Origin of the sequence: Pseudomonas jilinensis, from assembly GCF_003586265.1 — a bacterium.
Lineage (GTDB): Bacteria > Pseudomonadota > Gammaproteobacteria > Pseudomonadales > Pseudomonadaceae > Halopseudomonas > Halopseudomonas phragmitis.
Genome location: NZ_QJSA01000004.1, coordinates 94,826 through 114,873 on the forward strand (window position 1 = coordinate 94,826; position 20,048 = coordinate 114,873).

Sequence of the window (20,048 nt, forward strand, 5' to 3'; positions counted from 1 at the left end):
CCGTGCCGGCCTTCGAATATACCGCGCTGGACGCTGCCGGCCGAGTTCGCAAGGGCGTCGAGGAGGGCGACTCCTCGCGTCAGGTGCGGGCCCGTCTGCGTGAGCAGGGGTTAATGCCGACCACCGTCAGTCAGGTGGCTGAGCGCAGCAATTTGCTACGCATGCCGGTGTTTCAGGCCCGGGTCAAACCACTGGAGCTGGCCCTGGCTACCCGGCAGATGGCGACCCTGGCACGTGCCGGCATGCCAATTGAGGAGGTCTTGGGCACGGTGGCTCGGCAGAGCGAGTCGGCCAAGGTTAAGACCACTCTGGCGGCTGTGCGCACCCGGGTTATGGAGGGATTGCCGCTGGCCCATGCCATGGGTGAGTTCCCTTCGGTGTTTCCGCCAATCTATCGCACGACCATTGCCGCCGGGGAGCAGGCCGGGCGGCTGGATCTGGTGCTTGAGCGGCTGGCCGACAATGTCGAGGCGCAAAACGCCATGCGCCAGAAGATCCAGTTGGCGATGTTCTATCCGGCGATCCTGACCGTGGTCGCTCTGTTGGTTACCGTGGCGCTGTTGACCTATGTCGTGCCGGAGGTAGTCCAGGTCTTTGCCGGTATGAATCAGGAGTTGCCGCTGCTGACCCGTTCATTGATCGCCACCAGTGATGCCCTGCGACAATGGGGCTGGTTGATGCTGCTGGTGCTGATTGGTGGTCTGCTACTGGGGCGTGAACTGCTCAAACGTCCGGCCTTGCGTTATCGCTGGGATAGCGGTCTGTTGCGCATGCCTCTGTTGGGGCGACTGACCCGAGGGCTCAATACCGCCCGTTTCGCTCGCACCCTCAACATTCTGGCTGGTAGTGGTGTGCCATTGCTTGAAGCGCTCAATATGAGTGCCAGCGTGATAACCAACTTGCCCATGCGCGAAGCCGTAGGAGATGCCGCGCAACGGGTACGTGAGGGCGCGGGTATAGGCCATTCCCTCGAGCGCAGCGGCTATTTCCCGCCCATGACGCTGAGCCTGATCAAAAGTGGTGAAAGCAGCGGTACCCTTGATCAGATGCTTGAGCGGGCTGCCGAAACCCAGGAGCGTGAACTGGAAGCGCGGATCGCCATGGTCATGGGGGTATTCGAGCCGCTGCTGATTCTGGCTATGGGAGGCATTGTACTGATTATTGTGCTGGCCATTCTGTTGCCGATCTTTGAACTCAATCAACTGGTGAATTGAACATGTGCAAACCTGTAACCGTTAATGCGCGCCGGCAATCCGGCTTCACTCTGATCGAGGTTATGGTGGTCGTGGTGATTCTCGGAATTCTGGCTGCGGTGGTGGTGCCCCGGGTCATGGATCGACCGGATCAGGCCAGGGTTACCAAGGTTCAGAACGATATCCGTGCGCTGGAAAGTGCCTTGAATTTGTACCGCTTGGACAACTTCAACTACCCAACCAGCGAACAGGGCCTGCGGGCTCTGGTGGTTCAGCCAACTGGTCCGGATGCTCCGCGTAACTGGCGTTCGGGCGGCTATATTGACCGCTTGCAGAAGGATCCGTGGGGTAATGATTACCAGTACCTGCGTCCGGGGCGTGACGGTCGGGAATACGACCTGTTCAGTTTCGGCGCCGATGGCCGGGCCGGCGGTGAGGGCAACAACGCCGACATCGGCAACTGGAATCTGGATCAGTCCCCTGGCCGTTGATGATGCGCCTGCTGCGGGTTGAGTGCCAGGGCCAGAGGGGCTTCACCCTGTTGGAGCTGCTAGTGGTACTGGTCCTGATCGGAATCGTTGCCAGCCTGGCAACCCTGTCGCTGGGCAATGGTGCCGAGCGCTTGCTGCGCAGCGAAAGCGAACGCCTGGCGGGTGTGCTGCGGCTGGCCCGTGATGAACTGTTGATTACCGGGGGGGCAGACCGGGCATTGGGCCTGCGACGCGACGCCTACAGCCTGCTGGAACTGGTGATTCTCGATGATGCCAGCCGTGAATGGCAGCCCTTGCTGGATCCCCAGCTGGGGCCGCGTCAGCTCGAAGAAGGACTGCTTGAAATCAGTTTCCAGCAGAACGGCAATCGCCGACCGCTGCCGCAGACCGGGGGCTGGGAGCCGCATGTGTACTTGAGCAACACCGGTGAAATGACTCCAGGGCTGATTATTTTGCGCGTGCCCCGGCAGAACCTGGAACGGCATATCGAGATTGGCCTGGAAGGGCGGGTGGAGGTGCTTGATGCGCAGCCCCGTTGAGCGCGGTTTTACCTTGCTGGAGGTGCTGGTGGCCCTGACTGTGCTTGGAGTGGCCCTGGCTGCGCTGGTCAAGGGCGGAGCCGATCATGCCCGCAACACCGCCTATTTGCAGGAACGGACCCTGGCCCATTGGGCCGGGCAGAACTTGTTGGCCGAGTACGAAACCGGCATGCGTCCGGCCCAGACTGGCAACCGTACCGGTGAAACCAGCATGGGGCCTTACCGGTTCGGCTATCGGGTGGAAATGAGCGATTACAGCCCGCAGAGTCCGTTCCCGTTACCAGCGGTGCGGCGGGTTGATATTCGCCTGTGGCTGGCCGAGCGTGGCGAGGCTGAGCAACGGGCCATGGTCACCGGGTTCGTATTGCCATGATGGGGCGACGTCCTGCTCAGCGCGGCTTCACTTTACTGGAAATGCTGATCGCCCTGGCGGTATTTGCGGTCATGAGCATGGTGGCCTATCAGGGCTTGCGGGCGGTATTGGATGCCGACCGGATCAGCCGGGAGCAGGCTCAGCGGCTGGCCGATCTGCAGGTGACCCTGAGTGTGCTGGAGCGGGATCTGGCCCAGGTAGTTGATGTGGTGGTGCGAGACGAGTTTGGCGACCGGCTGCCGCCTTTGCGCTTGCGCCCCGGCGGGGAGGCGGTACGGTTGGAGCTGGTCAGGGCCGGTGCTGGTGGCGAGCAGCGTCTGCGGCGTACTGCCTGGCGTCTGACCGAGCGCGGGCTGGAACGCGAACTGTGGCCTGGCGTCGATGTGGTGGACCGGGACAGCATGAGGGTACGGCCCTTTGCCAACCTGGTCGGTGAGCAGCAGCGCCTGGGCGTGGACAGTGGCTTTGCCTTCGTGGTGCGAACTGCAAGTGGATTGGAGCGGGTGGATGCCTGGCCGCCGCTGGATGGGGACCCGGCGGCGACCCAGTTACCGTTGGCCGTGGAGCTGGTGCTGGATGTGCCTGGGGTAGGCGAGATTCGCCGTTTGATGGCGGTGGGGCAATGAGGCAGACCCAGCGGGGCGTAGCGCTGGTCACCGCGCTGTTAGTGGTGGCTCTGGCAGTCGTGGCAGCGACTGCCATGGCCTTGCGCGGCCAGGCTGATATTCGCCGGACCAGCGCAGTGTTCGAACGCGATTTGGCGCGTCAGATCGCGCTGGGCGCGGAAAAGATGGTGCTGCAGTATCTTGAGCGGGTCGATGGGCCTGATGATTTGCTCTGGGACACCTGCCGCTCGCCAGTGCTGCCGTTTCAGGTCGATCAGGTCCGGCTGCAGGCGACCCTGGACAACATGCAATGCCGTTACAACCTCAACGCTCTGGCCGGCGCTGACGAGGCTGAACTGGGCTACTTTGCTCGTCTGGTCGACCGGGTCGGTCAGGATGCGGGCGTATCGACCCCATCGGGCGCGCAGTTGGCGATGGCGGTGAACGACTGGATGAATGCGGAAACTGACGATCCCATCTATCGTCTGGCTGATCCGCCTCGGGCGTCTGGCAACAGGGCTTTTTTACTGGCTTCGGAACTGAACAGTGTAACCGGAATGACGGCCGAAGCCTGGCAGGCCATGGCCCCCTATCTGGCGGCATACCCTGGTACGGCCAGCCCGATTGATCTGGTACGCAGTCCGGAACTGCTACAGGAAGTGTTTAGTGGCCGGCCAGTGCCGGATCAGGCGCCTTGGTATGTGCGGCTGGAAGTGGTGGCGGAATTCGGCCAGCGGCGGTTTTACCAGTGCAGTCTTCTGGATGCGCCCAATGGCAGAGTGGTCCTCAGAGAACAAACGGCTTGTGAGCCCTGATAAAGAACGGATCAAGTTATGTTGATAGTGCTGTTAGCGCAAGCTTCTGCAGGTGAGTCAGCTCTTCTGCCCTGGTGGCGGCTTGAGCGTGATGGGCAACTGCTGGAGTATGGGGAGTCCAGCCTGCAGGTGCTGCGTGATCGTTTTCCGGGCGAGCGGCTGCGGGTGCTGGTGGCGCCGGCCATGGTCAGCCTTTACCGGGTTCAGGTGCCGGCCCGCAGGGCCTCGGTAGTACGTGCAGCGTTGCCGTTTGCCCTGGAGGATCAGCTCAGTCAGGAGCTTGATGAATTGCACATTGTGGCCGGCCCGCGTCGGGCTGACGGCAGCCTGGCAGCGGTGGTGGTTGAGCATCGGCTGATGGAGCAGTGGCAGGAACAACTGGCCGCAGCTGGTTGGCGTGCCGAACTGCTTCTGCCGCTGAGCGCGCTGTATGAACAGCGTGAACCCGAACAGGGTCTGGTCCTGATGCCGGTGGATTGGCCCGGTTTGCCGGAGGGGGTGCTGGTGCTCTCGGCTGACCAGGAGCCGGTGCTGGTTGAGTCGAGCCTGTTGGCGTTTTGGCTGCAGCGGCGGCTGGCGGACGTAGAGCCTGAACAGCGGCAACTACGCCTGTGCGGTCTGCAAGTCGAGATGCTGGGCACGCTTGATCCGCAGTGGACGGTACTGACAGAGCCGACGCCACTACCCGAGCGGCAGACTCTGCTGGCCCGGTGTCTGGGTCATCAGCAACCCTTCAACCTGCTCAATGGGCCTTATGCCGCCAGTATGGCTGCCCCGCCCTGGCGCAAGCTGCGTCCTCCGCTGATCGCCGCCGCCGCAGTTGTGGTTTTGCTGGTCGTGCAGTTGGGGTTGGAGTGGTGGAGCCTGAGTCGTGAGCGTGAACGTCTGTGGCTGGAGGTAGACCGCCTGTTCAGTGCGACCCTGCCCAATACGCCGCAAAGTGATCCGGTGTTCCAGTTTCGCCAGGTGCTGGAGGGGCGCGGCGACGCTGCCAATGGTCAGGCCAGTCTGGGGCCGCTACTGCATGATGCGCTGACGGCGATCAGCAATGTCGGCAAGGCCCGGATCCGGCAGGTTCGCAGTAACGGCGAAGAGGTAGAGGTCGAGTTGCAAGTGGCCTCCTTCGCCGAGCTTGAGTCGATCAGGGCCGAGCTGTCGGCCAATCCGCGGCTGCTTGAAAGCCTGCAAGGGGCTGATTCTGGCAGCGAAGGTGTGACCGCGCGGTTGCGGATTCAAAGGAGAGCATCATGAGGGCCTGGTGGGAAAGTCTGGCCCAGCGCGAGCGCCGAGTCTTGAGTGTGGGGCTGGCAGTGCTGGTTGTGGTGTTGTTCTGGATCATGATCTGGGAGCCGCTGGCCAATCAACGCAGCAGCCTGCGTAATGAGGTCAGTCGCCTGTCGTCCGAACTGGCCTGGATGCAGCAGGTGGCTGATCAGGTGCGGCGTCAGGCAGCGGTCCAGCGTTCACAGGGTGAAACCGGACGTAGTAATGGTTCGGTTCTGACGCTGGTCGAGGTGTCGGCCAATGCTGCTGGTGTCAAACCGGCGTTAGAGCGCCTGCAGCCGGAAGGGCAGGGGGCACGGCTGTGGCTCGAAGGTGTTGGTTTTGATGCCTTGCTGGTGTGGTTGGCCGAGTTGGAACAGCGTCACGGCTTGTTGGTGAGTCAGTTGGCGGTGGATGTCGGTGACGAACCGGGCCGAGTTTCGGCGCGGATTTTGTTGGAGCCCCGCTGATGCTGCGACGATTTAATCTCAAGGGTATGCTGGCGCTTGCGTTGCTGGTTTATCTGTTGACGCTGGCCTGGCATTTGCCCGCGTCGTTCGTCTGGCATCGGCTATCGGCCCAGTTGCCGGTGCCTGTCGAGTTGCAGGGACTGGCCGGCACGCTGTGGTCCGGGCAGGTGACCCGGATCACTGTGGATGGTATCGACCAAGGCGGGTTGCGCTGGCAATGGCGCCCGAGCGCCCTGATGCGTGGCCAGGTGCAACTGGATCTGGAGTGGCTGCCTCGCAATAGCCGGGTACAGGCTCAGCTTAAGGCAGGCATCGGCGTTGTGCGTCTGGAGCAGGTCAATGGTCGACTCGATGCTGCCAGCATGGCGATGGTCAACAAGGCACCATTCCTGCTGGGGGGAACCTGGCTGCTGGATGTACCTGTGCTTGAATTGCGCGATTTCGAATTTGTCAGTGCTGCTCATGGGCGTCTGGTCTGGCAGGAAGCGGCAGCAGGTCTGCCGCAAACTTTGGCCCTGGGGCATCTGAAAGCCGAGCTGGATAGTCGCGACGGGTGGCTGACCATGGCCTTGCAGGATCAAGGCGAGGGGCCTCTCGGGTTGCAGGGGGATGCTCGCTGGCGCCCAGGCCAGGCGCTGCAGCTCAATACCAGGATACAGGCCCGTGAGGTCGCTGACCCCAGCCTGGCCGGCGCGGTGGCGCTGCTCGGGCGGCCTGACAGACAGGGCTGGGTGCGTTGGCGTGCCCAGCTTCAGTAGCAAGAGGAGATAACCATGCGATGGTTGGTACTGCTGGCGGCGCTGGCAACCTTAGGCGGTTGTGCTTCGATGGGCCAGATAGATGGGCAGCGCACTGCAGCGATCAATGATGCCAGGGCCAAGCTGGGATTCAGCGGTTGCGACATGACTCTGGTTGAGGAAATTCGGCGTCTGAAAGAACCAGGGCTGGAGCTGGAGGCGGGTTATCAGTGCCTGCAGCAGGGTGAGCTGGCTGAAGTTGAACGGCTGCTGGGCGACTATCGCCAGCGTCATGTGTCGCCGCCGTATCCGGATTATGCCGATTATCTGTTGGGTCTGAGTGCGCTGCTGCGCTTCGAGATGCTGGGCGAAGAAGACCCTGAGCGTCTGCAGTTGGGGCGTGAAGTACACCGGCAACTGGCCGGCTTTGTGCGGGCTTATCCGCAATCGAGCTATCGCGAAGGGGTAGGTCAGAGCCTTAAGGCGGTGCTCGACGGGATGGCGAGAACCGAATATCGCCTGGCCCAGGAGGCTCTGGCGCAGGGAGATAATGACGCTGCGGCTGCGCGCTTGCGCTATGTGGTTCAACAGTATCCACGCAGCGCTGCGGCAGGTGATGCGGCCTCGTTGCTGGAGCGCCATGATGCACTTTGATGGGGCTAGCTAGTGACCTGCGGCCAAGCGGTTGTGCACAGTCACGGAGCAAGCTTGTCACTTTGCTGTCACAACTGCGCGTAACTTGCTGAAAGTAGAGTGTATTTGCGCAAGATATTGATTTTTAAAGATAAAATTAATTGATCAGTTTTTGATCATTCTGAACCCGTCCAGCGTGTTTCAGGCGCTGAACGGGTTTTTTATCAGGCTACCCACAGTTTTATCCACAGATATTGTGGATAGTTCCCATTGCCTCTCGGGTTATACGCCCTGGGGGATGTCTTCACCACCCAGCGCATTGCTCAGGGCTGGGATTAGGCTCGACAGAGTCATGGCCATCAGGGTAAAGCTGGCGTCAAGTTGTCCGGCCATATCGTCGCCACCTTGCTCGTCAGCTTCCTCGCGCAGCAGATCCTCGAACTTCAGGCGCTTGATGGTCAGCTTGTCATCCAGGCTCAGGGACAGCTTGTCACGCCAATGCAGGCCAAGCTGGCTGACCTGCTTGCCAGCGCTCAGGTGTTGCTGGATTTCATCGCTGCCCAGATCCTGACGCTTGCAACGGATAACACCACCGTCCTCGGAGGTATCGCGCAATTCGCACTCATCGCTGATCACAAAGCCCTCCGGGGCTTCGCCGCTGCGTACCCAGTCGGTCATGCAGGCGGCTGGAGCCATTTTCACGTTGAGTGGCCGTACCGGCAGGCTACCAGTGCCTTCACGCAGCAGGTTAAGCAGGTCTTCGGCGCGCTTGTTGCTGGAGGTATCGACGGCGATCCAGCCTTCGGCAGGCGCAATACAGGCCAGGGTTGTCTGGGTCCGGGTAAAGGCGCGCGGCAGCAGGGACATGATGATGTCGTCCTTGAGAGTGTCACGCTCCTTCTTGTAGACCTTGCGTCCGTCACGAGCTTCGATCTCTTCGACTTTCTCAGCCAGCGCGTCCTTGATTACGCTGGAGGGCAGCATGCGCTCTTCCTTGCGCAGCGCGACCAGCCAATAACCCTGAGCCACTTGCAGCAGGTTTTCCGAGTGTCGACCGAACGGGGTGGTCCAGCCCAGGGTATGGGTCTCCTGGCTGGCACAGGGGCGAGCCGGACGTTGTTCCAGAGCCTTGAGCAGCTCGGCTTCGGTGAAGGGGACGGATTGACTGAAACGATAGAGGAGGAGATTACGAAACCACATGGTGCTGTCCTTGATGAATGATGCATGGGCGCAGGGCGCCCAGGGCCGCCCATATTGCCTGAGAGGTCCGCTGGCGACCAGTCTTCCCGGGGCTTTGAATAAGGTATTGATAATGAGTGAAATTTTTTTTGAAAAAGGTATTGCCAGGTCGGGAAAAGGTGCCTAGAATGCGCACCACTTCGAGAGCAAATGGGTGGTTAGCTCAGCTGGGAGAGCATCTGCCTTACAAGCAGAGGGTCGGCGGTTCGATCCCGTCACCACCCACCACTCGAGAAGTTACGCGCAGCGGTAGTTCAGTCGGTTAGAATACCGGCCTGTCACGCCGGGGGTCGCGGGTTCGAGTCCCGTCCGCTGCGCCATTTCCTTCCTGTTTTCCTTCCCCTAGTGACACTGTTATCGATTTCCAAGATTGCCTGACTGGCCGGTAGCCTGTCCGGGCAAGCCCTGTTAAGCTTCCTGCTTCCATAGTGCCCGTCACGGGCTTGTTACTTGAGGTAAGCATGAAGCGAAATCTGCTGGCAGCCAGCGTAGCCATTAGCATTCTCACCCTGGTCGGTTGCGGTGAAAAAGAGCCTGAGCTCAATACCCCGATCCAGCAGGCATCCTACGGTATTGGTCTGAACATGGGCGAAAGCCTGTTGCAGGATGGGCTCGATGATATCGATCCCAAGGCCCTGGCCCTCGGCATGCAGGATGCGCTGGCGCGCGAAACCCCGCGTCTGGATGACGAAGAGTTGATGAAAGCCTTCTCCGAGCTGCAAAAGCGTGCTGAAGACCGGGCGCGCAAGCTGGCCAGCGATACTCTGGAAGCGAATGAAAAATACCTGACCGAGAACGGCCAGCGCGATGGCGTGACTACCACTGCGTCGGGTTTGCAGTACGAAGTGCTTGAGTCCGGCGATGGCGAGGGTGCCAAGCCGACTGAGACGGATGTGGTTACCGTGCATTATGAAGGTCGACTGGTCGATGGCACTGTGTTCGACAGTTCCATTCGCCGTGGCGAGCCGACTCAGCTTCCGGTCAACGGTGTCATTCCGGGTTGGGTCGAGGCGCTTCAACTAATGGAAGTGGGCGACAAGTGGAAGGTGACCATTCCCAGTGAGCTGGCCTATGGTGACCGCAGCCCGAGCCCGGTGATTCCGCCGAACTCGGTACTGGTATTTGATATGGAGCTGATCAGTATCGACTCGCTCGAAAATTGAGCCGAGTCGGTAACGGATCGCGAGGCCGGGCCAGAGCGCCCGGACCTCACAGTGTTACCGTTATGCACATTTGCAGGTAACACACAAGACTTGATTTCCCTTCTTGATTCATGTTCTCCCCTTTCGCATAACTCCATGATTTTAATCATATTTTTTGTTGATTAAAAAATGTCCATTCTGTCCTGAGGGCCGTTTAAACAGGCGTTTGCGCGACTTGCTCAAGCCTTGTTCACAGACTTATCCACAGCATCTGTGGGTAACCATGATCAAGGGCTCAGAGGCCCTCGAATGGTTGTAGCAAATGGGGCAGGGTGCCGTCTTCAACCAGACTGTCGATGGCTTCAGCCACCTGGCGGGACCAGTTCGGATCCGGGTAGCTTACGACGCACTGCAGGGCAAAATGCTCAACTACCCAATCATTCAGGCGCAGGTTGTCCAGCCCTTGTTGGGCAATGGCATATTGGGCCGAGCGGCGAAACTCGATGGTTGCATCCAAGCGGCCATGCAGCAGCATGTTGAGTCGGGTCGGTAGGTTTCGGGCGTCATGTCGGATCACCTGCCCGGAATTGAACGCGTTGGTCAGTTCCGGGGCGTAGTAATAACCCAAGGTGGTGCCGACAATGGCGCCAGACAACGAGCCCAGGTCATGAATCGGGGCTTGATCGAGCCGGTTGATTATGATGTCGGCATCTTCATAGATTACCTGGCTCCACTGGTAGCGATCAGGCTGCTCAATCCAGTTTGGTATGGTGTTGCAGATGACGTTGATGTGGTGGCTGGCCAAGGCGTCGTCAATGCGGTTGTTGGGGACTGGAATGAAGCGCACAGATCGGCCCAGACGCTCGGCGACGGCGTGTCCCAGGGTTAGGGTGATGCTGGGGCCGAGCTGATGGTTTTCGACTACCACATAGGGCGCGGGGTCGTTGGGGGCATAGCCCCATTTCAATGGCGAGCCAAGGCCGGTGAGCGGCCAGATGACCAGGCTGGTACTGATGAGGGGTATCAGCGCTCTTCTCACATTGCGACCTTTTTCGCGAAGAAGTTCGCTCATACTAAATGAGTTGTTGGGTTTTTTGAACGGATGAGTCCGGTTTTTAAAGCGCGCTTGTGTGGACCAGGCTTAGTGGTCGTAATATAACGCTCGGAGTCGCGCGACTGGATAGCTTTTGTGCCAGCGCCAGGTCGCTCAGCTCAGGCTCGGCCTCCGGGCGACCAAGCCAATAACCCTGTACCCAGTCCACACCCATGCTGCTGAGGGTTTCCAGTTCTTCGCGCTGTTCTATACCTTCAGCAATGATATGGGCCTGAGAAGCGCGTGCTATGTTCAGCATGGAGCCAACAAACTCTTTCTTGAGTGGGTCGCGGTGAATGCCATCGATGAAGTGCCGGTCGATCTTGACGAACTCTGGGCGCAACTCCGACCACAGCCGTAGGCTCGAATAGCCGGCGCCCAGGTCGTCCAGGGCGATGGTGAATCCCATGTCGCGGTAATGATGCAGGGCGATGTGCAGCAGGTTGTAGTCTTCGACCGGGGCCTGTTCGGTCAGTTCGATGACCACGCGCTTGGGGTCAAGCCTGGCGGTCTTCAGCATTTGTAGGGTGCGGCCTGGGGAGTGGCTTTGCTCCAGCAGGCTTTCGGGAGAGACATTGAGGAACAGGCGTCCAGGCAGGCATAAGCTGCTGAAACGCTTGACGGCTTGTTGCCGGCAGAGCATCTCTAGTTCGGTCAGCAGACCGGTGCGGCGGGCGGCGGCGAACAGAATCAGTGGTGAGTGCAAAGGGCTGTTCGAGGGGCCGCGACTCAGCGCCTCGTAGCCGACAATCCGCTTTTCCAGAGTTGAAACTATAGGTTGAAACAGGGTGTTCACCGCCTGGTGGCGGAGGATGGTGCGTAACGCTTGGCGCTGTTCGGAAAGAGTCATAGCGGAGCCGGGCTGGTAAATCGGAAATCAGCCTGGTTGTCCTCTGCTGGTTACATCACGGACAACCGATCTGGTTCCGTGAGTGTGACCAGCAGCGATGACATTAAGATGACATGATAAGGCTCAGCTGGCTTTGGCTACCTGTTGCTCCAGCTCCAGCAGATCGATCAGGATTTTTCCAGTCTCGGCCAGGAAGGGGTCGTGCTCAGACTCCTGCTCCTCATGACCGGCAGCCAGTTCGCCTTCGAGTGGATCATCCTTTTCCAGTTCGGTGAGCAGAGTTTCACCTAGGGCCTGGCGGCGCTGATTCTCCAGAGCTAATAAGCGCTCCTCGAACTCCTTCTGCTGCTGGCGGCGCTTGGCTTCGTTAAGCGGCAACTGCTCGCGGGCCTGCACTTCACGGTTCAGTTCGATGCGAGCCATGGTGTAGGTGAAGTCCGGATCATTGGCTGCGCGTTGCAGATGACGCTCGGTCAGAGTGCCGAGCAGCGGCGCGAGCTGGCGGTCACTGCGGTATTTGGCCGGGGCGATGGTGTCCCAGGGCAGCGCGCGCGGCAGGCTGCTTTCACCAATGTCGGTGGTTTCAAGCAGAGACGGATAGCTGATGTCGGGAATCACGCCGCGGTGCTGGGTGCTTTGCCCCGATACGCGGTAGAACTTGGCTAGCGTCAGCTTCAGCTCACCATGATTGAGCGGCTGGATTGACTGTACAGTGCCCTTGCCAAAAGTCGGTTCGCCGATGATCAGCGCCCGACCGTAATCCTGCATGGCACCGGCAAAGATTTCCGAGGCCGAGGCGGACAGCCGGTTGACCATGACCGCCAACGGACCACCATAACTGATGCCGGTATCAGGATCGTCGAGAATCTGCACCTGGCCTTGGCTATCACGCACCAGAACGGTCGGGCCGCGATCGATGAACAGGCCAGTCAGTTCGGTGGCTTCCTGCAGCGAGCCGCCGCCATTGTTACGCAGGTCCAGGACGATGCCGTCGACTTTCTGGGTCTGCAACTCGCTCAGCAACTGGCGTACGTCGCGGGTGGTGCTACGGTAATCCGGGTCGCCGCGGCGGTAAGCCTTGAAGTCGATGTAGAAGCCGGGCACCTCAATGACGCCGATGCGATAATCGCGCCCTTGTTGGGTGAAATCCAGAACCCTGGACTTGGCCGCCTGGTCTTCAAGCTTGACAGCCTCGCGCACCAGAACCACTTCGCGGCTGGTTAAATCGGTGGGCGGGTTGCTGGCCGGAATGACCTCCAGGCGCACGCTCGAGCCTTTGGGACCGCGAATCAGTTTGACCACCTCATCCAGGCGCCAGCCAACCACGTCGACGATTTCGCCAGTGCCCTGGCCGACACCGATAATACGATCAGCCGGGGCCAGTTGTTGGCTTTTCTCGGCCGGTCCGGCCGGAACCAGGCGTACGATCTTGGTAAATTCGTTATCGCTTTGCAGGACAGCGCCAATACCTTCGAGCGACAGGCTCATGTTGATATCGAAGTTTTCCGCATTCTCCGGTGACAGGTATTGAGTGTGCGGATCGTAGACCTGGGCCAGAGCGTTAATGTAGTTCTGGAAGATGTCCTCACTGCGGGTCTGGTTCAGGCGCAGGGCCTGGCCTTTGTAGCGCTTGTCGAGCAACTCGGCGATGCCATCAAGGTCGCGGCCAGCCAGTTTCAGACGCAGTACTTCGTCCTTGAGTTGTTGGCGCCAGAGCTGCTTGAGCGCATTGTTGTCGGCTGGCCAGGCGGCTTCTTCACGGTCGACCAGAATGGTCTGGTCGCTGTTGAAGTCGAGCTTGTCAAGGCCTTCGGCCAGCAATGACTGAATGAAGTCGACCCGTTCCAGGGCGCGGGTCAACTGGCGCCGATGCATCTCGAAGCCGACACTCAGATCGCCGGCCAGGAGTAGGTCGTCAATGCGGTAACGGTAACCCTCGAAACCCTGGATATCGGCTGCGCTGAACAGGCTGCGTTGAGGGTCGAGATGACGCAGGTAAGTGTCGAAGATTTCACTGGACAGAGCATCATCCAGTCGAATCCGGTTGTAGTGATGCCGACGCAACAGTTCCACGGTATTGAGGCTGGCAATCATTTGCTCGCGCGTGGGCTGCAGGCTGTCGAGGTCCAGGGTGGTGCCCTGCGGGTCCGCTGCGTAACCGGTACCGCCGAAACTCAGTAGGGCGATAAGGCAGGTCGTGCGCAGGGTATTTAAGCCGTTCATCGAAGTATCACATCCGGACTGGGTGGGAGTATGCTCTTAGGCCTCATACGGGAGCATGGGTTCCCGTTACTGTAGACCCTTTAATTGCACTATGGAGGCAGCGTGAGAGGATTGCAAGCCGAGGGCGGGGCCCTGATTTGGCGTGAACAGCCCCATGTAGAGCTGGCCGAGGGCCAGGTGCGGGTGCGTGTTGCAGCGGCAGGATTAAATCGTGCCGACTTGTTACAGAAGGCGGGGATGTATCCGCCGCCGCCCGGTGTGACCCAGGTGCTGGGGCTGGAGTGTGCCGGAGAGGTGGTTGAAATCTGTGGTGCTGTGCGCTGGCAGGTCGGTGACAGGGTCTGTGCGCTGTTGGCGGGCGGTGGAATGGCCGAGGAAGTGGTGGTTGATGCCGGCCACCTGTTGCCAGTGCCCAAGGGTATGGGCTGGGCCGAGGCGGCGGCGATTCCCGAGGTGTTCAGTACCGCCTGGCTCAATGTGTTCGAATTGGCTGCGGCCAAGCCGGGTGAAAAAGTCCTGATTCATGCGGGTGCCAGCGGGGTGGGTACGGCGGCGATTCAGTTGTGCAAGGCGCTGGGCAATCCCTGTTGGGTCACGCTCGGTAGCCAGGGCAAGCTCGATGCCTGTCTGGCACTGGGAGCAACGGGTGGTCTGTTGCGCCAGGCCGGGATTGCTGGGCTGGCCAGCGAGGGGCCCTTCGATGTGGCTCTGGACCCGGTTGGGGCGACCTATGCGGCAGATCATCTGGACCTGTTGGGGGTGGATGCCCGCTGGGTGATTATCGGTCTGATGGGCGGACGTGAGGCGACACTGGATCTGGCCAAACTGCTGGTCAAGCGTATTCAGTTGATCGGTTCGACCTTGCGTACCCGCAATGCTGACTTCAAGGCTGGCCTGCTGGCGCGTATGGAGCAGCGCCTGTGGCCATTGTTCGCTAGCGGTGAGTTGAAACCGCTGGTGGCCAAGACCTTTGGCTTTGATCAGGCCGAGGAGGCCTTTGCTGAACTGGCGGCCGATCAGATTGTTGGCAAGGTTGTGCTGGTGCGCTGATTGTTGTCTTCGATAGCGAAGCCTTAAGGAACCTCTGAAAAACTACCTGCGTTGGCAATACTGCGTTAAAAATGGCCTCAAGATGCTCATTTACAGCGCGTAAACTGCGCTCTTTCGGCCATTTTTGCCTTGTCTTGCCGGCCTTGCCTACGTTTTAAGAGGTTCCTTAAATCAGGGCTTCGCTGTTGAAAAACTCCCGCAAAGCGCGAACCAGATAGCCGGGGTCACGACTGCCGGCCAGTTCGCGAATCGAGTGCATGGCGAACGTCGGCGCGCCGACATCGACCGTACGCACACCCAGACGGCTGGCAGTGATCGGGCCAATCGTGCTGCCACAACCCATGTCACTGCGCACCACGAAACTCTGTACCGGTACTCCGGCCTGGTGGCACAGGTGACGGAAGAAGGCGGCTGTTTCGCTGTTGGTGGCATAGCGCTGATTGCTGTTGACCTTGATCACTGGGCCGGCGTTGAGTTGCGGGCCGTGGTTGGCGTCGTGGCGGTCAGCGAAGTTGGGGTGTACCGCGTGGGCATTGTCGGCCGATACCAACAGTGAGCGCTGAATGGCGCGAATGCGGCTCTCGGCTTCCGGCAACAGGCGGGCCAGCACGTCTTCCAGGAAGGGACCGTCGGCGCCACAGGCCGAGCAGGAGCCGATCTCCTCGTGGTCGGTGCACACCAGCAGGCAGGCCTGACGCTTGTCGCTGTCGAGCAGGGCGCGCAGGCCGGCGTGGCAAGACAGCAGGTTGTCCAGGCGCGCGGCGGCGAAGAAGTCCTCTTCCAGGCCCAGGGTGCTGGCCGGCTGAGTGTCATAGAAGCTCAGTTCGTAGTCCAGAACCTGGTCAATTTCCAGGTTCGGGTGTTCTTGCTGCAACTGTGTAACCAGTAGAGCTCGCAGGTCGCGGCGTGGTTCCAGGCTGTGGGCCAGGACTGGCGGCAGGTGGGTCTGGGCATTGATGGCCAGGCCGTCATTGACGCCGCGGTTGAGGTGAATTGCCAGGCTCGGGATTACCGCGATGGGCCGCTTGAAGTCGATCAGACGGCTCTGCAACTGACCGCTGCAGTCGCGAAAGGTCACGCGGCCGGCCAGTGACAGGTCGCGGTCGAACCAGGGCGCGAGCAGGGCGCCGCCATAAACTTCGACGCCCAGTTGCCAGAGCCCCTGCATGTCGATTTCCGGCTGCGGCTTGACCTTCAGGCACGGGCTGTCGGTGTGTGCGCCCACCATTCTCAAGCCGCGCTCAAGAGCGCCTGGCTCGCCAGTGCGAAAGGCGACCAGTGACGAGTCGTTGCGCCGTACCAGGTAGCTGCCATTGACCTTGAGCTGCCAGTCATCACGCTCATCGAGCAGCTCAAAGCCGGCGTCCAGCAAGCGCTGGCTGAGGCTCTGAGTGGCATGGAACGGCGTCGGGGACGCCTGGATGAAGTCGGCCAGATCCTGGTTCAGGGTGCTGTGGGGCATGGCATGTTCCTTGTTCAGAAAGGGGCTGGGCTGTCGAAAACCAGGCGTTCTTTGCTCTGCGGGTGGCGAATGCCGAGCCGGGCCGCGTGCAGCGCCAGGCGTGGGCAGGCGGCCAGGGCCTGACTGTGGGCATAGAGCTGATCGCCCAGCAGCGGGTGCCCGATGGACAGCATGTGTACCCGCAGCTGGTGCGAGCGCCCGGTAATCGGGGTCAGCTCAACCCGGCAATAGTCGCTGTGTCGTTCCAGTACCTGCCAGAATGTCTGGGCCGGCTTGCCCAGTTCATGATCGACGATATGACGGGGCTTGTTCGGTGGATCATAACGCAGCGGCAGGTCGATGTGGCCGCTGTCGCTGTCCGGCTGCCCCCAGCACAGGGCAATGTAGGTTTTCTCGGTTTCCCTGTCGTGGAACTGGCGAGACAGTTCGCGATGGCTGTCCGGGTCGCGGGCGATCACCAGCAGACCGGAGGTTTCCCAATCGAGCCGATGGACGATCCGGGCTTCGGGATAGCCGTTGTCCTGCAGACGGGTGATCAGGCAGTCTTTGTTGTCTTCAGCACGGCCGGGAACCGATAGCAGCAGGCTGGGCTTGTCGACGATCAGAAAACACGGATCCTCGTGCAGGATCCCGATATTGGTCAGCGGCATGCAAACTCTGAAGGCGCCGCCGTAGCGGCGCCTGTCATCAGGGGCGGTCGGGCAGGGTGATGTTCAGTTCGAGAATCGAGCAGTGGTCCTGATTATCCAGGGCCACATGTACCTGCTCGCGGTCGATCGGCACGTACTTGCTGATCACGTCGATGATTTCCTGTTGGAGCTGCGGCAGGTAATCAGGTTGAGTACGCTGGCCACGCTCATGGGCGACGATGATCTGCAGGCGCTCCTTGGCGACGGAGGCCGGCGTGGTGCTTTTCTTACGGTCGCGGAAATAATCGAAAATGCTCATTAACGGCCACCAAACAGGCGCTGCAGCAGGCCCTTCTTCTGCGCTTCGAGGAAACGATGCGGAACGTCTTTGCCGAGCAAGCGGTCGACAGCGTCGCTGTAGGCCTGGCCGGCATCGCTCTTGTCATCCATGATTACCGGGATACCCTGGTTCGAGGCCTTGAGTACGGCCTGGGATTCGGGGATTACCCCCAGCAGCGGAATCGACAGAATTTCTTCGACATCGCTGACAGAGAGCATTTCGCCGTTTTCCACCCGCTCCGGGTTGTAACGGGTCAACAGCAGATTTTCCTTGACCTTGCCGCCCTGTTCGGCCAGCCGTGATTTGCTGGCCAGCAGTCCGAGCATGCGATCGGAGTCGCGTACCGAGGAGACTTCCGGGTTGGTCACGACAATTGCCTCGTCGGCGAAGTACATGGCCAGGTGGGCACCTTTCTCGATGCCGGCCGGGGAGTCACAGACGATGAAATCGAAGGTTTCTTTCAGTTCGTTGAGAACCTTTTCAACGCCTTCCTCGGTCAGGGCATCCTTGTCGCGGGTCTGGGACGCCGGCAGGATGTAGAGGTTGTCGGCGCGCTTGTCCTTGATCAGGGTCTGATTAAGGTTGGAGTCGCCGTTGATCAGGTTGACGAAGTCATACACCACGCGACGTTCACAGCCCATGATCAGGTCCAGATTGCGCAGGCCAACGTCGAAGTCGACGATCACTGTTTTATAGCCGCGCAGGGCGAGTCCGGTACCGATGGCGGCGCTGGTCGTAGTCTTGCCAACACCGCCTTTGCCTGAGGTAACGACTAGAATCTTTGCCAAGATGACCTTCCTGTCGATATATGTGAGGTTGCTCTGGTACCGGCGTTACAGCGCTCTGCGCCGGTCGGTTCGAATTGGTTTGGGTGGCCCGGGTACTGGCTTCAGGCCAGATATGGCGGGCACTCCCGGATGGCGCACAGTATCTGTCAAAGACTCGTCATCTTCAAGTTGTCGCCGTCGAGGAATGTCTGAGTGGCCTGTTTCCAGAGGCTGTCCTTACGCAGATCCTCGGCTACCTTGTAGTGCCCGGCGATTGAGATCAGTTCAGCCTCAAGGCTCTGACACAGGATGCGGGCTTCGGTGTTGCCGCGCACGCCAGCCAGGGCCCGGCCACGCAGTGGGCCATAGACGTGGATATGACCATCGGCTAGCAGTTCTGCTCCGGCGCTGACTGGAGCCAGAACCACCAGATCGCCGCCACGGGCATAAACCTGCTGCCCGGAGCGGACCGGTTGAGTGATGATCCGGCCCTGGCTGGGCGGCGCCTCACTGGGGGCTGGGGCTGGAGACGGTTCGGCCGGCTTGGTCGGCTCACCGGCAAGTTCCTGGGGTTTGTCGCGGTTGCGTCCCGGCGGCATCAGTACTAGCCCTGCGTCCTGGGCCAGTGGTCGGCAGCTTTCGTTGCCGCGCAAACCAACTGGCAGCAGCCCATGCTCACGGCAGATGCGCAGCAGGCTGGCCAGACTGCTTGGGTCTGGCTGGCCGTCTAGTTTGTCGAGACCGATGACCACAGGGGTGTCCTGAAAGAAGTTGGGAGCCTGCTCGACTTTTTCGGCCAGTTGCCGGGCAAAGCGTTCCGGCTCCTGGCGCACCAGCTCAAGTACGGTCATGGTCAGCATGCCGCCCTTGAGATGGAAGACGGGGTCGTTATCTAGCAGGTCAAGGGTGGTTTCAACGCTCATGTTGGTTCCAGGCTCAAGTGATGCGGACACTTATATAGGCTGGCTATGCTAATCGCAAGGGAACCTCTGAAAAACTACCTGCGTTGGCAATACTGCGTTAAAAACAGCCTCAAAATGCTCATTTACACCGCGTAAACTGCGCTTTTTCGGCTGTTTTTCCTTGTCTTGCCTGCCTCGCCTACGTTCTTCAGAGGTTCCCAAGAGTTGTTCGGTGCCTCTCACAGGGTAGAATGCGCCTTTTGCCGAATGGTTTGCCGAGAATGAGTCGTCCTGGTTTCAGTGCCCGCCTGGTACACCCCCGCTATTGGCCGCTGTGGTCGGGCTTGGGCGTGCTCTGGCTGATTACCCGTTTGCCATATCCGTTGTTGCTGCGGCTTGGCCGGGTGCTGGGTTGGGCAATGTACCACCTGATGCGGGAACGACGCAGCATTGCCCGGATCAACCTGCAGCTGTGCCTGCCTGGCTGGTCCGAGGCGCAGCGTGAGGCTCTGGTGCGTGAAAATTTTGCCAATTATGGCATCGCTCTGTTCGAAATGGCCATGGCCTGGTGGTGGCCACCCAAGCGCTTGGCCCGGTTGGCCCACATCGAAGGGCTGGAGCATCTGCAGCGGGCTGCCGCCGAGGGGCGGGGTGTGGTGCTCATGTCGCTGCATTTCACTACTCTGGAAATTGGTGCAGCGCTGCTGGGGCAGGCGGTGACCATTGATGGTATGTACCGTGAGCATGACAACGCCGCGTTCGATTTTGTGCAGCGGCGTGGCCGAGAGCGTCACAATGCCGATGCCAAGGCGGTTGAGCGCGAGGATGTGCGCTCGATGCTCAAGTCGCTGCGCGCCGGACGGGCAATCTGGTATGCCCCGGACCAGGATTATGGGCGCAAGGCCAGCATCTTTGTGCCGCTGTTTGGTGTGCCAGCGGCCACGGTGACTGCGACCAGCACCTTTGCTCGATTGGGTAAGGCACTGGTGGTGCCCTTTACCCAGGTCCGGCTGGATGATGGGAGTGGTTATCGACTGGTGGTGCACCCGCCGTTGGAGGGTTTTCCAACGGGTGATGATCATGTTGATGCTCTGCGTATCAACCAATGGGTGGAGCAGGCGATACGCGAGCATCCTGAGCAGTACATGTGGGTGCACCGACGCTTCAAGACCCGGCCAGAGGGTGAGGCTCGGCCTTACCCGAAACGTCAACGCCGCAAGCGCAGAAACTGA

At 60.2% G+C, this 20,048-nt stretch carries 21 protein-coding genes, 2 tRNA genes and 1 pseudogene; 15 read left to right on the plus strand and 9 right to left on the minus strand.

Going from position 1 to position 20,048, the window contains the following annotated elements; genetic code table 11:
* Nucleotides 1–2 precede the first annotated feature (2 nt).
* From gspF to bamD, 10 genes are read left to right on the plus strand one after another with little or no spacing between them, the layout of a single operon-like run.
* Nucleotides 3–1,214, plus strand: a complete 1,212-nt coding sequence (gene gspF / locus C2846_RS05540) for a type II secretion system inner membrane protein GspF (RefSeq protein WP_119700918.1) — start codon at nucleotides 3–5, stop codon at nucleotides 1,212–1,214.
* A 2-nt stretch (nucleotides 1,215–1,216) separates the two neighbouring features.
* The gene (gspG, locus tag C2846_RS05545) at nucleotides 1,217–1,684 is read left to right on the plus strand and encodes a type II secretion system major pseudopilin GspG (RefSeq protein ID WP_080049955.1); all 468 of its coding nucleotides are present in this window, start codon (nucleotides 1,217–1,219) and stop codon (nucleotides 1,682–1,684) included.
* Nucleotides 1,684–2,223 carry a prepilin-type N-terminal cleavage/methylation domain-containing protein gene (locus C2846_RS05550; RefSeq protein WP_080049956.1) on the plus strand — a complete coding sequence of 180 codons (540 nt, stop codon included), beginning with the start codon at nucleotides 1,684–1,686 and terminating at the stop codon, nucleotides 2,221–2,223. The genes gspG and C2846_RS05550 overlap by 1 nt, the downstream gene beginning before the upstream one ends.
* On the plus strand, nucleotides 2,207–2,596 hold the full coding sequence (gene gspI, locus C2846_RS05555) for a type II secretion system minor pseudopilin GspI (protein ID WP_080049957.1): 390 nt from the start codon (nucleotides 2,207–2,209) through the stop codon (nucleotides 2,594–2,596). Before C2846_RS05550 ends, gspI begins: the two co-directional genes overlap by 17 nt.
* Complete coding sequence (gene gspJ, locus C2846_RS05560) at nucleotides 2,593–3,222, plus strand: type II secretion system minor pseudopilin GspJ (RefSeq protein ID WP_205890114.1); 630 nt, start codon at nucleotides 2,593–2,595, stop codon at nucleotides 3,220–3,222. Before gspI ends, gspJ begins: the two co-directional genes overlap by 4 nt.
* Entirely contained in the window at nucleotides 3,219–4,016 is a 798-nt protein-coding gene (locus C2846_RS05565) for a type II secretion system protein GspK (protein WP_119700919.1), read from the plus strand. Before gspJ ends, C2846_RS05565 begins: the two co-directional genes overlap by 4 nt.
* Nucleotides 4,017–4,034: 18 nt before the next feature.
* On the plus strand, nucleotides 4,035–5,267 hold the full coding sequence (gspL, locus tag C2846_RS05570; RefSeq protein WP_119700920.1) for a type II secretion system protein GspL: 1,233 nt from the start codon (nucleotides 4,035–4,037) through the stop codon (nucleotides 5,265–5,267).
* A complete protein-coding gene (gene gspM, locus C2846_RS05575; protein WP_080049960.1) occupies nucleotides 5,264–5,749 on the plus strand; it encodes a type II secretion system protein GspM in 486 nt (161 codons plus the stop codon). Before gspL ends, gspM begins: the two co-directional genes overlap by 4 nt.
* Complete coding sequence (locus tag C2846_RS05580) at nucleotides 5,749–6,507, plus strand: type II secretion system protein N (protein ID WP_119700921.1); 759 nt, start codon at nucleotides 5,749–5,751, stop codon at nucleotides 6,505–6,507. The genes gspM and C2846_RS05580 overlap by 1 nt, the downstream gene beginning before the upstream one ends.
* Before the next feature lie 15 nt (nucleotides 6,508–6,522).
* Entirely contained in the window at nucleotides 6,523–7,140 is a 618-nt protein-coding gene (gene bamD, locus C2846_RS05585) for an outer membrane protein assembly factor BamD (protein WP_080049962.1), read from the plus strand.
* A gap of 261 nt (nucleotides 7,141–7,401) precedes the next feature.
* On the opposite strand, the gene rdgC is transcribed toward bamD, so the two are convergent.
* Nucleotides 7,402–8,319 (minus strand): recombination-associated protein RdgC, encoded by a 918-nt coding sequence (gene rdgC / locus C2846_RS05590; protein WP_080049963.1) that lies wholly within the window; start codon nucleotides 8,317–8,319, stop codon nucleotides 7,402–7,404.
* Between the two features lie 191 nt (nucleotides 8,320–8,510).
* Here rdgC and C2846_RS05595 point away from each other — a divergent pair.
* From C2846_RS05595 to C2846_RS05605, 3 genes are all read left to right on the plus strand, one after another.
* Nucleotides 8,511–8,586: transfer RNA gene (locus C2846_RS05595), tRNA-Val, on the plus strand.
* A gap of 15 nt (nucleotides 8,587–8,601) precedes the next feature.
* Nucleotides 8,602–8,678, plus strand: a tRNA-Asp gene (locus tag C2846_RS05600).
* 141 nt (nucleotides 8,679–8,819) lie between these two features.
* Entirely contained in the window at nucleotides 8,820–9,521 is a 702-nt protein-coding gene (locus C2846_RS05605; protein WP_080049964.1) for a BamJ family beta-barrel-assembly machinery protein, read from the plus strand.
* Nucleotides 9,522–9,795: 274 nt separating this feature from the next.
* On the opposite strand, the gene C2846_RS05610 is transcribed toward C2846_RS05605, so the two are convergent.
* The 3 genes and pseudogenes from C2846_RS05610 to C2846_RS05620 form a co-directional block, all read right to left on the minus strand.
* Complete coding sequence (locus tag C2846_RS05610) at nucleotides 9,796–10,539, minus strand: substrate-binding periplasmic protein (protein WP_165443775.1); 744 nt, start codon at nucleotides 10,537–10,539, stop codon at nucleotides 9,796–9,798.
* A gap of 124 nt (nucleotides 10,540–10,663) precedes the next feature.
* Nucleotides 10,664–11,443: pseudogene (locus tag C2846_RS05615) on the minus strand (EAL domain-containing protein); the annotation flags it as partial.
* 123 nt (nucleotides 11,444–11,566) lie between these two features.
* Entirely contained in the window at nucleotides 11,567–13,666 is a 2,100-nt protein-coding gene (locus tag C2846_RS05620) for a carboxy terminal-processing peptidase (RefSeq protein ID WP_119700923.1), read from the minus strand.
* Between the two features lie 102 nt (nucleotides 13,667–13,768).
* Between C2846_RS05620 and C2846_RS05625 the strand changes: the two genes are divergently transcribed.
* Nucleotides 13,769–14,716, plus strand: coding sequence for an NAD(P)H-quinone oxidoreductase (locus C2846_RS05625; RefSeq protein WP_119700924.1), 948 nt, complete (start codon nucleotides 13,769–13,771; stop codon nucleotides 14,714–14,716).
* Between the two features lie 166 nt (nucleotides 14,717–14,882).
* On the opposite strand, the gene C2846_RS05630 is transcribed toward C2846_RS05625, so the two are convergent.
* The 5 genes from C2846_RS05630 to minC form a co-directional block, all read right to left on the minus strand.
* Nucleotides 14,883–16,178: a M18 family aminopeptidase gene (locus tag C2846_RS05630; protein ID WP_119700925.1), complete on the minus strand. Its 1,296-nt coding sequence runs from the start codon at nucleotides 16,176–16,178 to the stop codon at nucleotides 14,883–14,885.
* A gap of 14 nt (nucleotides 16,179–16,192) precedes the next feature.
* Nucleotides 16,193–16,828 carry an RluA family pseudouridine synthase gene (locus C2846_RS05635; protein WP_119700926.1) on the minus strand — a complete coding sequence of 212 codons (636 nt, stop codon included), beginning with the start codon at nucleotides 16,826–16,828 and terminating at the stop codon, nucleotides 16,193–16,195.
* A 37-nt stretch (nucleotides 16,829–16,865) separates the two neighbouring features.
* On the minus strand, nucleotides 16,866–17,126 hold the full coding sequence (gene minE, locus C2846_RS05640; RefSeq protein WP_080049971.1) for a cell division topological specificity factor MinE: 261 nt from the start codon (nucleotides 17,124–17,126) through the stop codon (nucleotides 16,866–16,868).
* Nucleotides 17,126–17,935, minus strand: coding sequence for a septum site-determining protein MinD (minD, locus tag C2846_RS05645; protein ID WP_080049972.1), 810 nt, complete (start codon nucleotides 17,933–17,935; stop codon nucleotides 17,126–17,128). Before minD ends, minE begins: the two co-directional genes overlap by 1 nt.
* Before the next feature lie 146 nt (nucleotides 17,936–18,081).
* Nucleotides 18,082–18,837 carry a septum site-determining protein MinC gene (minC, locus tag C2846_RS05650; protein ID WP_080049973.1) on the minus strand — a complete coding sequence of 252 codons (756 nt, stop codon included), beginning with the start codon at nucleotides 18,835–18,837 and terminating at the stop codon, nucleotides 18,082–18,084.
* Nucleotides 18,838–19,097: 260 nt separating this feature from the next.
* Between minC and C2846_RS05655 the strand changes: the two genes are divergently transcribed.
* Nucleotides 19,098–20,048, plus strand: a complete 951-nt coding sequence (locus tag C2846_RS05655) for a lipid A biosynthesis lauroyl acyltransferase (RefSeq protein WP_080049974.1) — start codon at nucleotides 19,098–19,100, stop codon at nucleotides 20,046–20,048.

Excerpts from the sequence above, each read along its gene's own strand:
- C2846_RS05630 (WP_119700925.1), bottom strand. The coding sequence starts at position 16,178 with ATGCCCCACAGCACCCTGAACCAGGATCTGGCCGACTTCATCCAGGCG.
- gspG (WP_080049955.1), top strand. The coding sequence starts at position 1,217 with ATGTGCAAACCTGTAACCGTTAATGCGCGCCGGCAATCCGGCTTCACT.
- rdgC (WP_080049963.1), bottom strand. The coding sequence starts at position 8,319 with ATGTGGTTTCGTAATCTCCTCCTCTATCGTTTCAGTCAATCCGTCCCC.
- gspJ (WP_205890114.1), top strand. The coding sequence starts at position 2,593 with ATGATGGGGCGACGTCCTGCTCAGCGCGGCTTCACTTTACTGGAAATG.
- minE (WP_080049971.1), bottom strand. The coding sequence starts at position 17,126 with ATGAGCATTTTCGATTATTTCCGCGACCGTAAGAAAAGCACCACGCCG.
- minC (WP_080049973.1), bottom strand. The coding sequence starts at position 18,837 with ATGAGCGTTGAAACCACCCTTGACCTGCTAGATAACGACCCCGTCTTC.
- C2846_RS05550 (WP_080049956.1), top strand. The coding sequence starts at position 1,684 with ATGATGCGCCTGCTGCGGGTTGAGTGCCAGGGCCAGAGGGGCTTCACC.
- C2846_RS05635 (WP_119700926.1), bottom strand. The coding sequence starts at position 16,828 with ATGCCGCTGACCAATATCGGGATCCTGCACGAGGATCCGTGTTTTCTG.
- gspI (WP_080049957.1), top strand. The coding sequence starts at position 2,207 with ATGCGCAGCCCCGTTGAGCGCGGTTTTACCTTGCTGGAGGTGCTGGTG.
- C2846_RS05655 (WP_080049974.1), top strand. The coding sequence starts at position 19,098 with ATGAGTCGTCCTGGTTTCAGTGCCCGCCTGGTACACCCCCGCTATTGG.
- C2846_RS05580 (WP_119700921.1), top strand. The coding sequence starts at position 5,749 with ATGCTGCGACGATTTAATCTCAAGGGTATGCTGGCGCTTGCGTTGCTG.
- gspM (WP_080049960.1), top strand. The coding sequence starts at position 5,264 with ATGAGGGCCTGGTGGGAAAGTCTGGCCCAGCGCGAGCGCCGAGTCTTG.
- C2846_RS05605 (WP_080049964.1), top strand. The coding sequence starts at position 8,820 with ATGAAGCGAAATCTGCTGGCAGCCAGCGTAGCCATTAGCATTCTCACC.
- gspL (WP_119700920.1), top strand. The coding sequence starts at position 4,035 with ATGTTGATAGTGCTGTTAGCGCAAGCTTCTGCAGGTGAGTCAGCTCTT.
- C2846_RS05620 (WP_119700923.1), bottom strand. The coding sequence starts at position 13,666 with ATGAACGGCTTAAATACCCTGCGCACGACCTGCCTTATCGCCCTACTG.
- C2846_RS05565 (WP_119700919.1), top strand. The coding sequence starts at position 3,219 with ATGAGGCAGACCCAGCGGGGCGTAGCGCTGGTCACCGCGCTGTTAGTG.
- bamD (WP_080049962.1), top strand. The coding sequence starts at position 6,523 with ATGCGATGGTTGGTACTGCTGGCGGCGCTGGCAACCTTAGGCGGTTGT.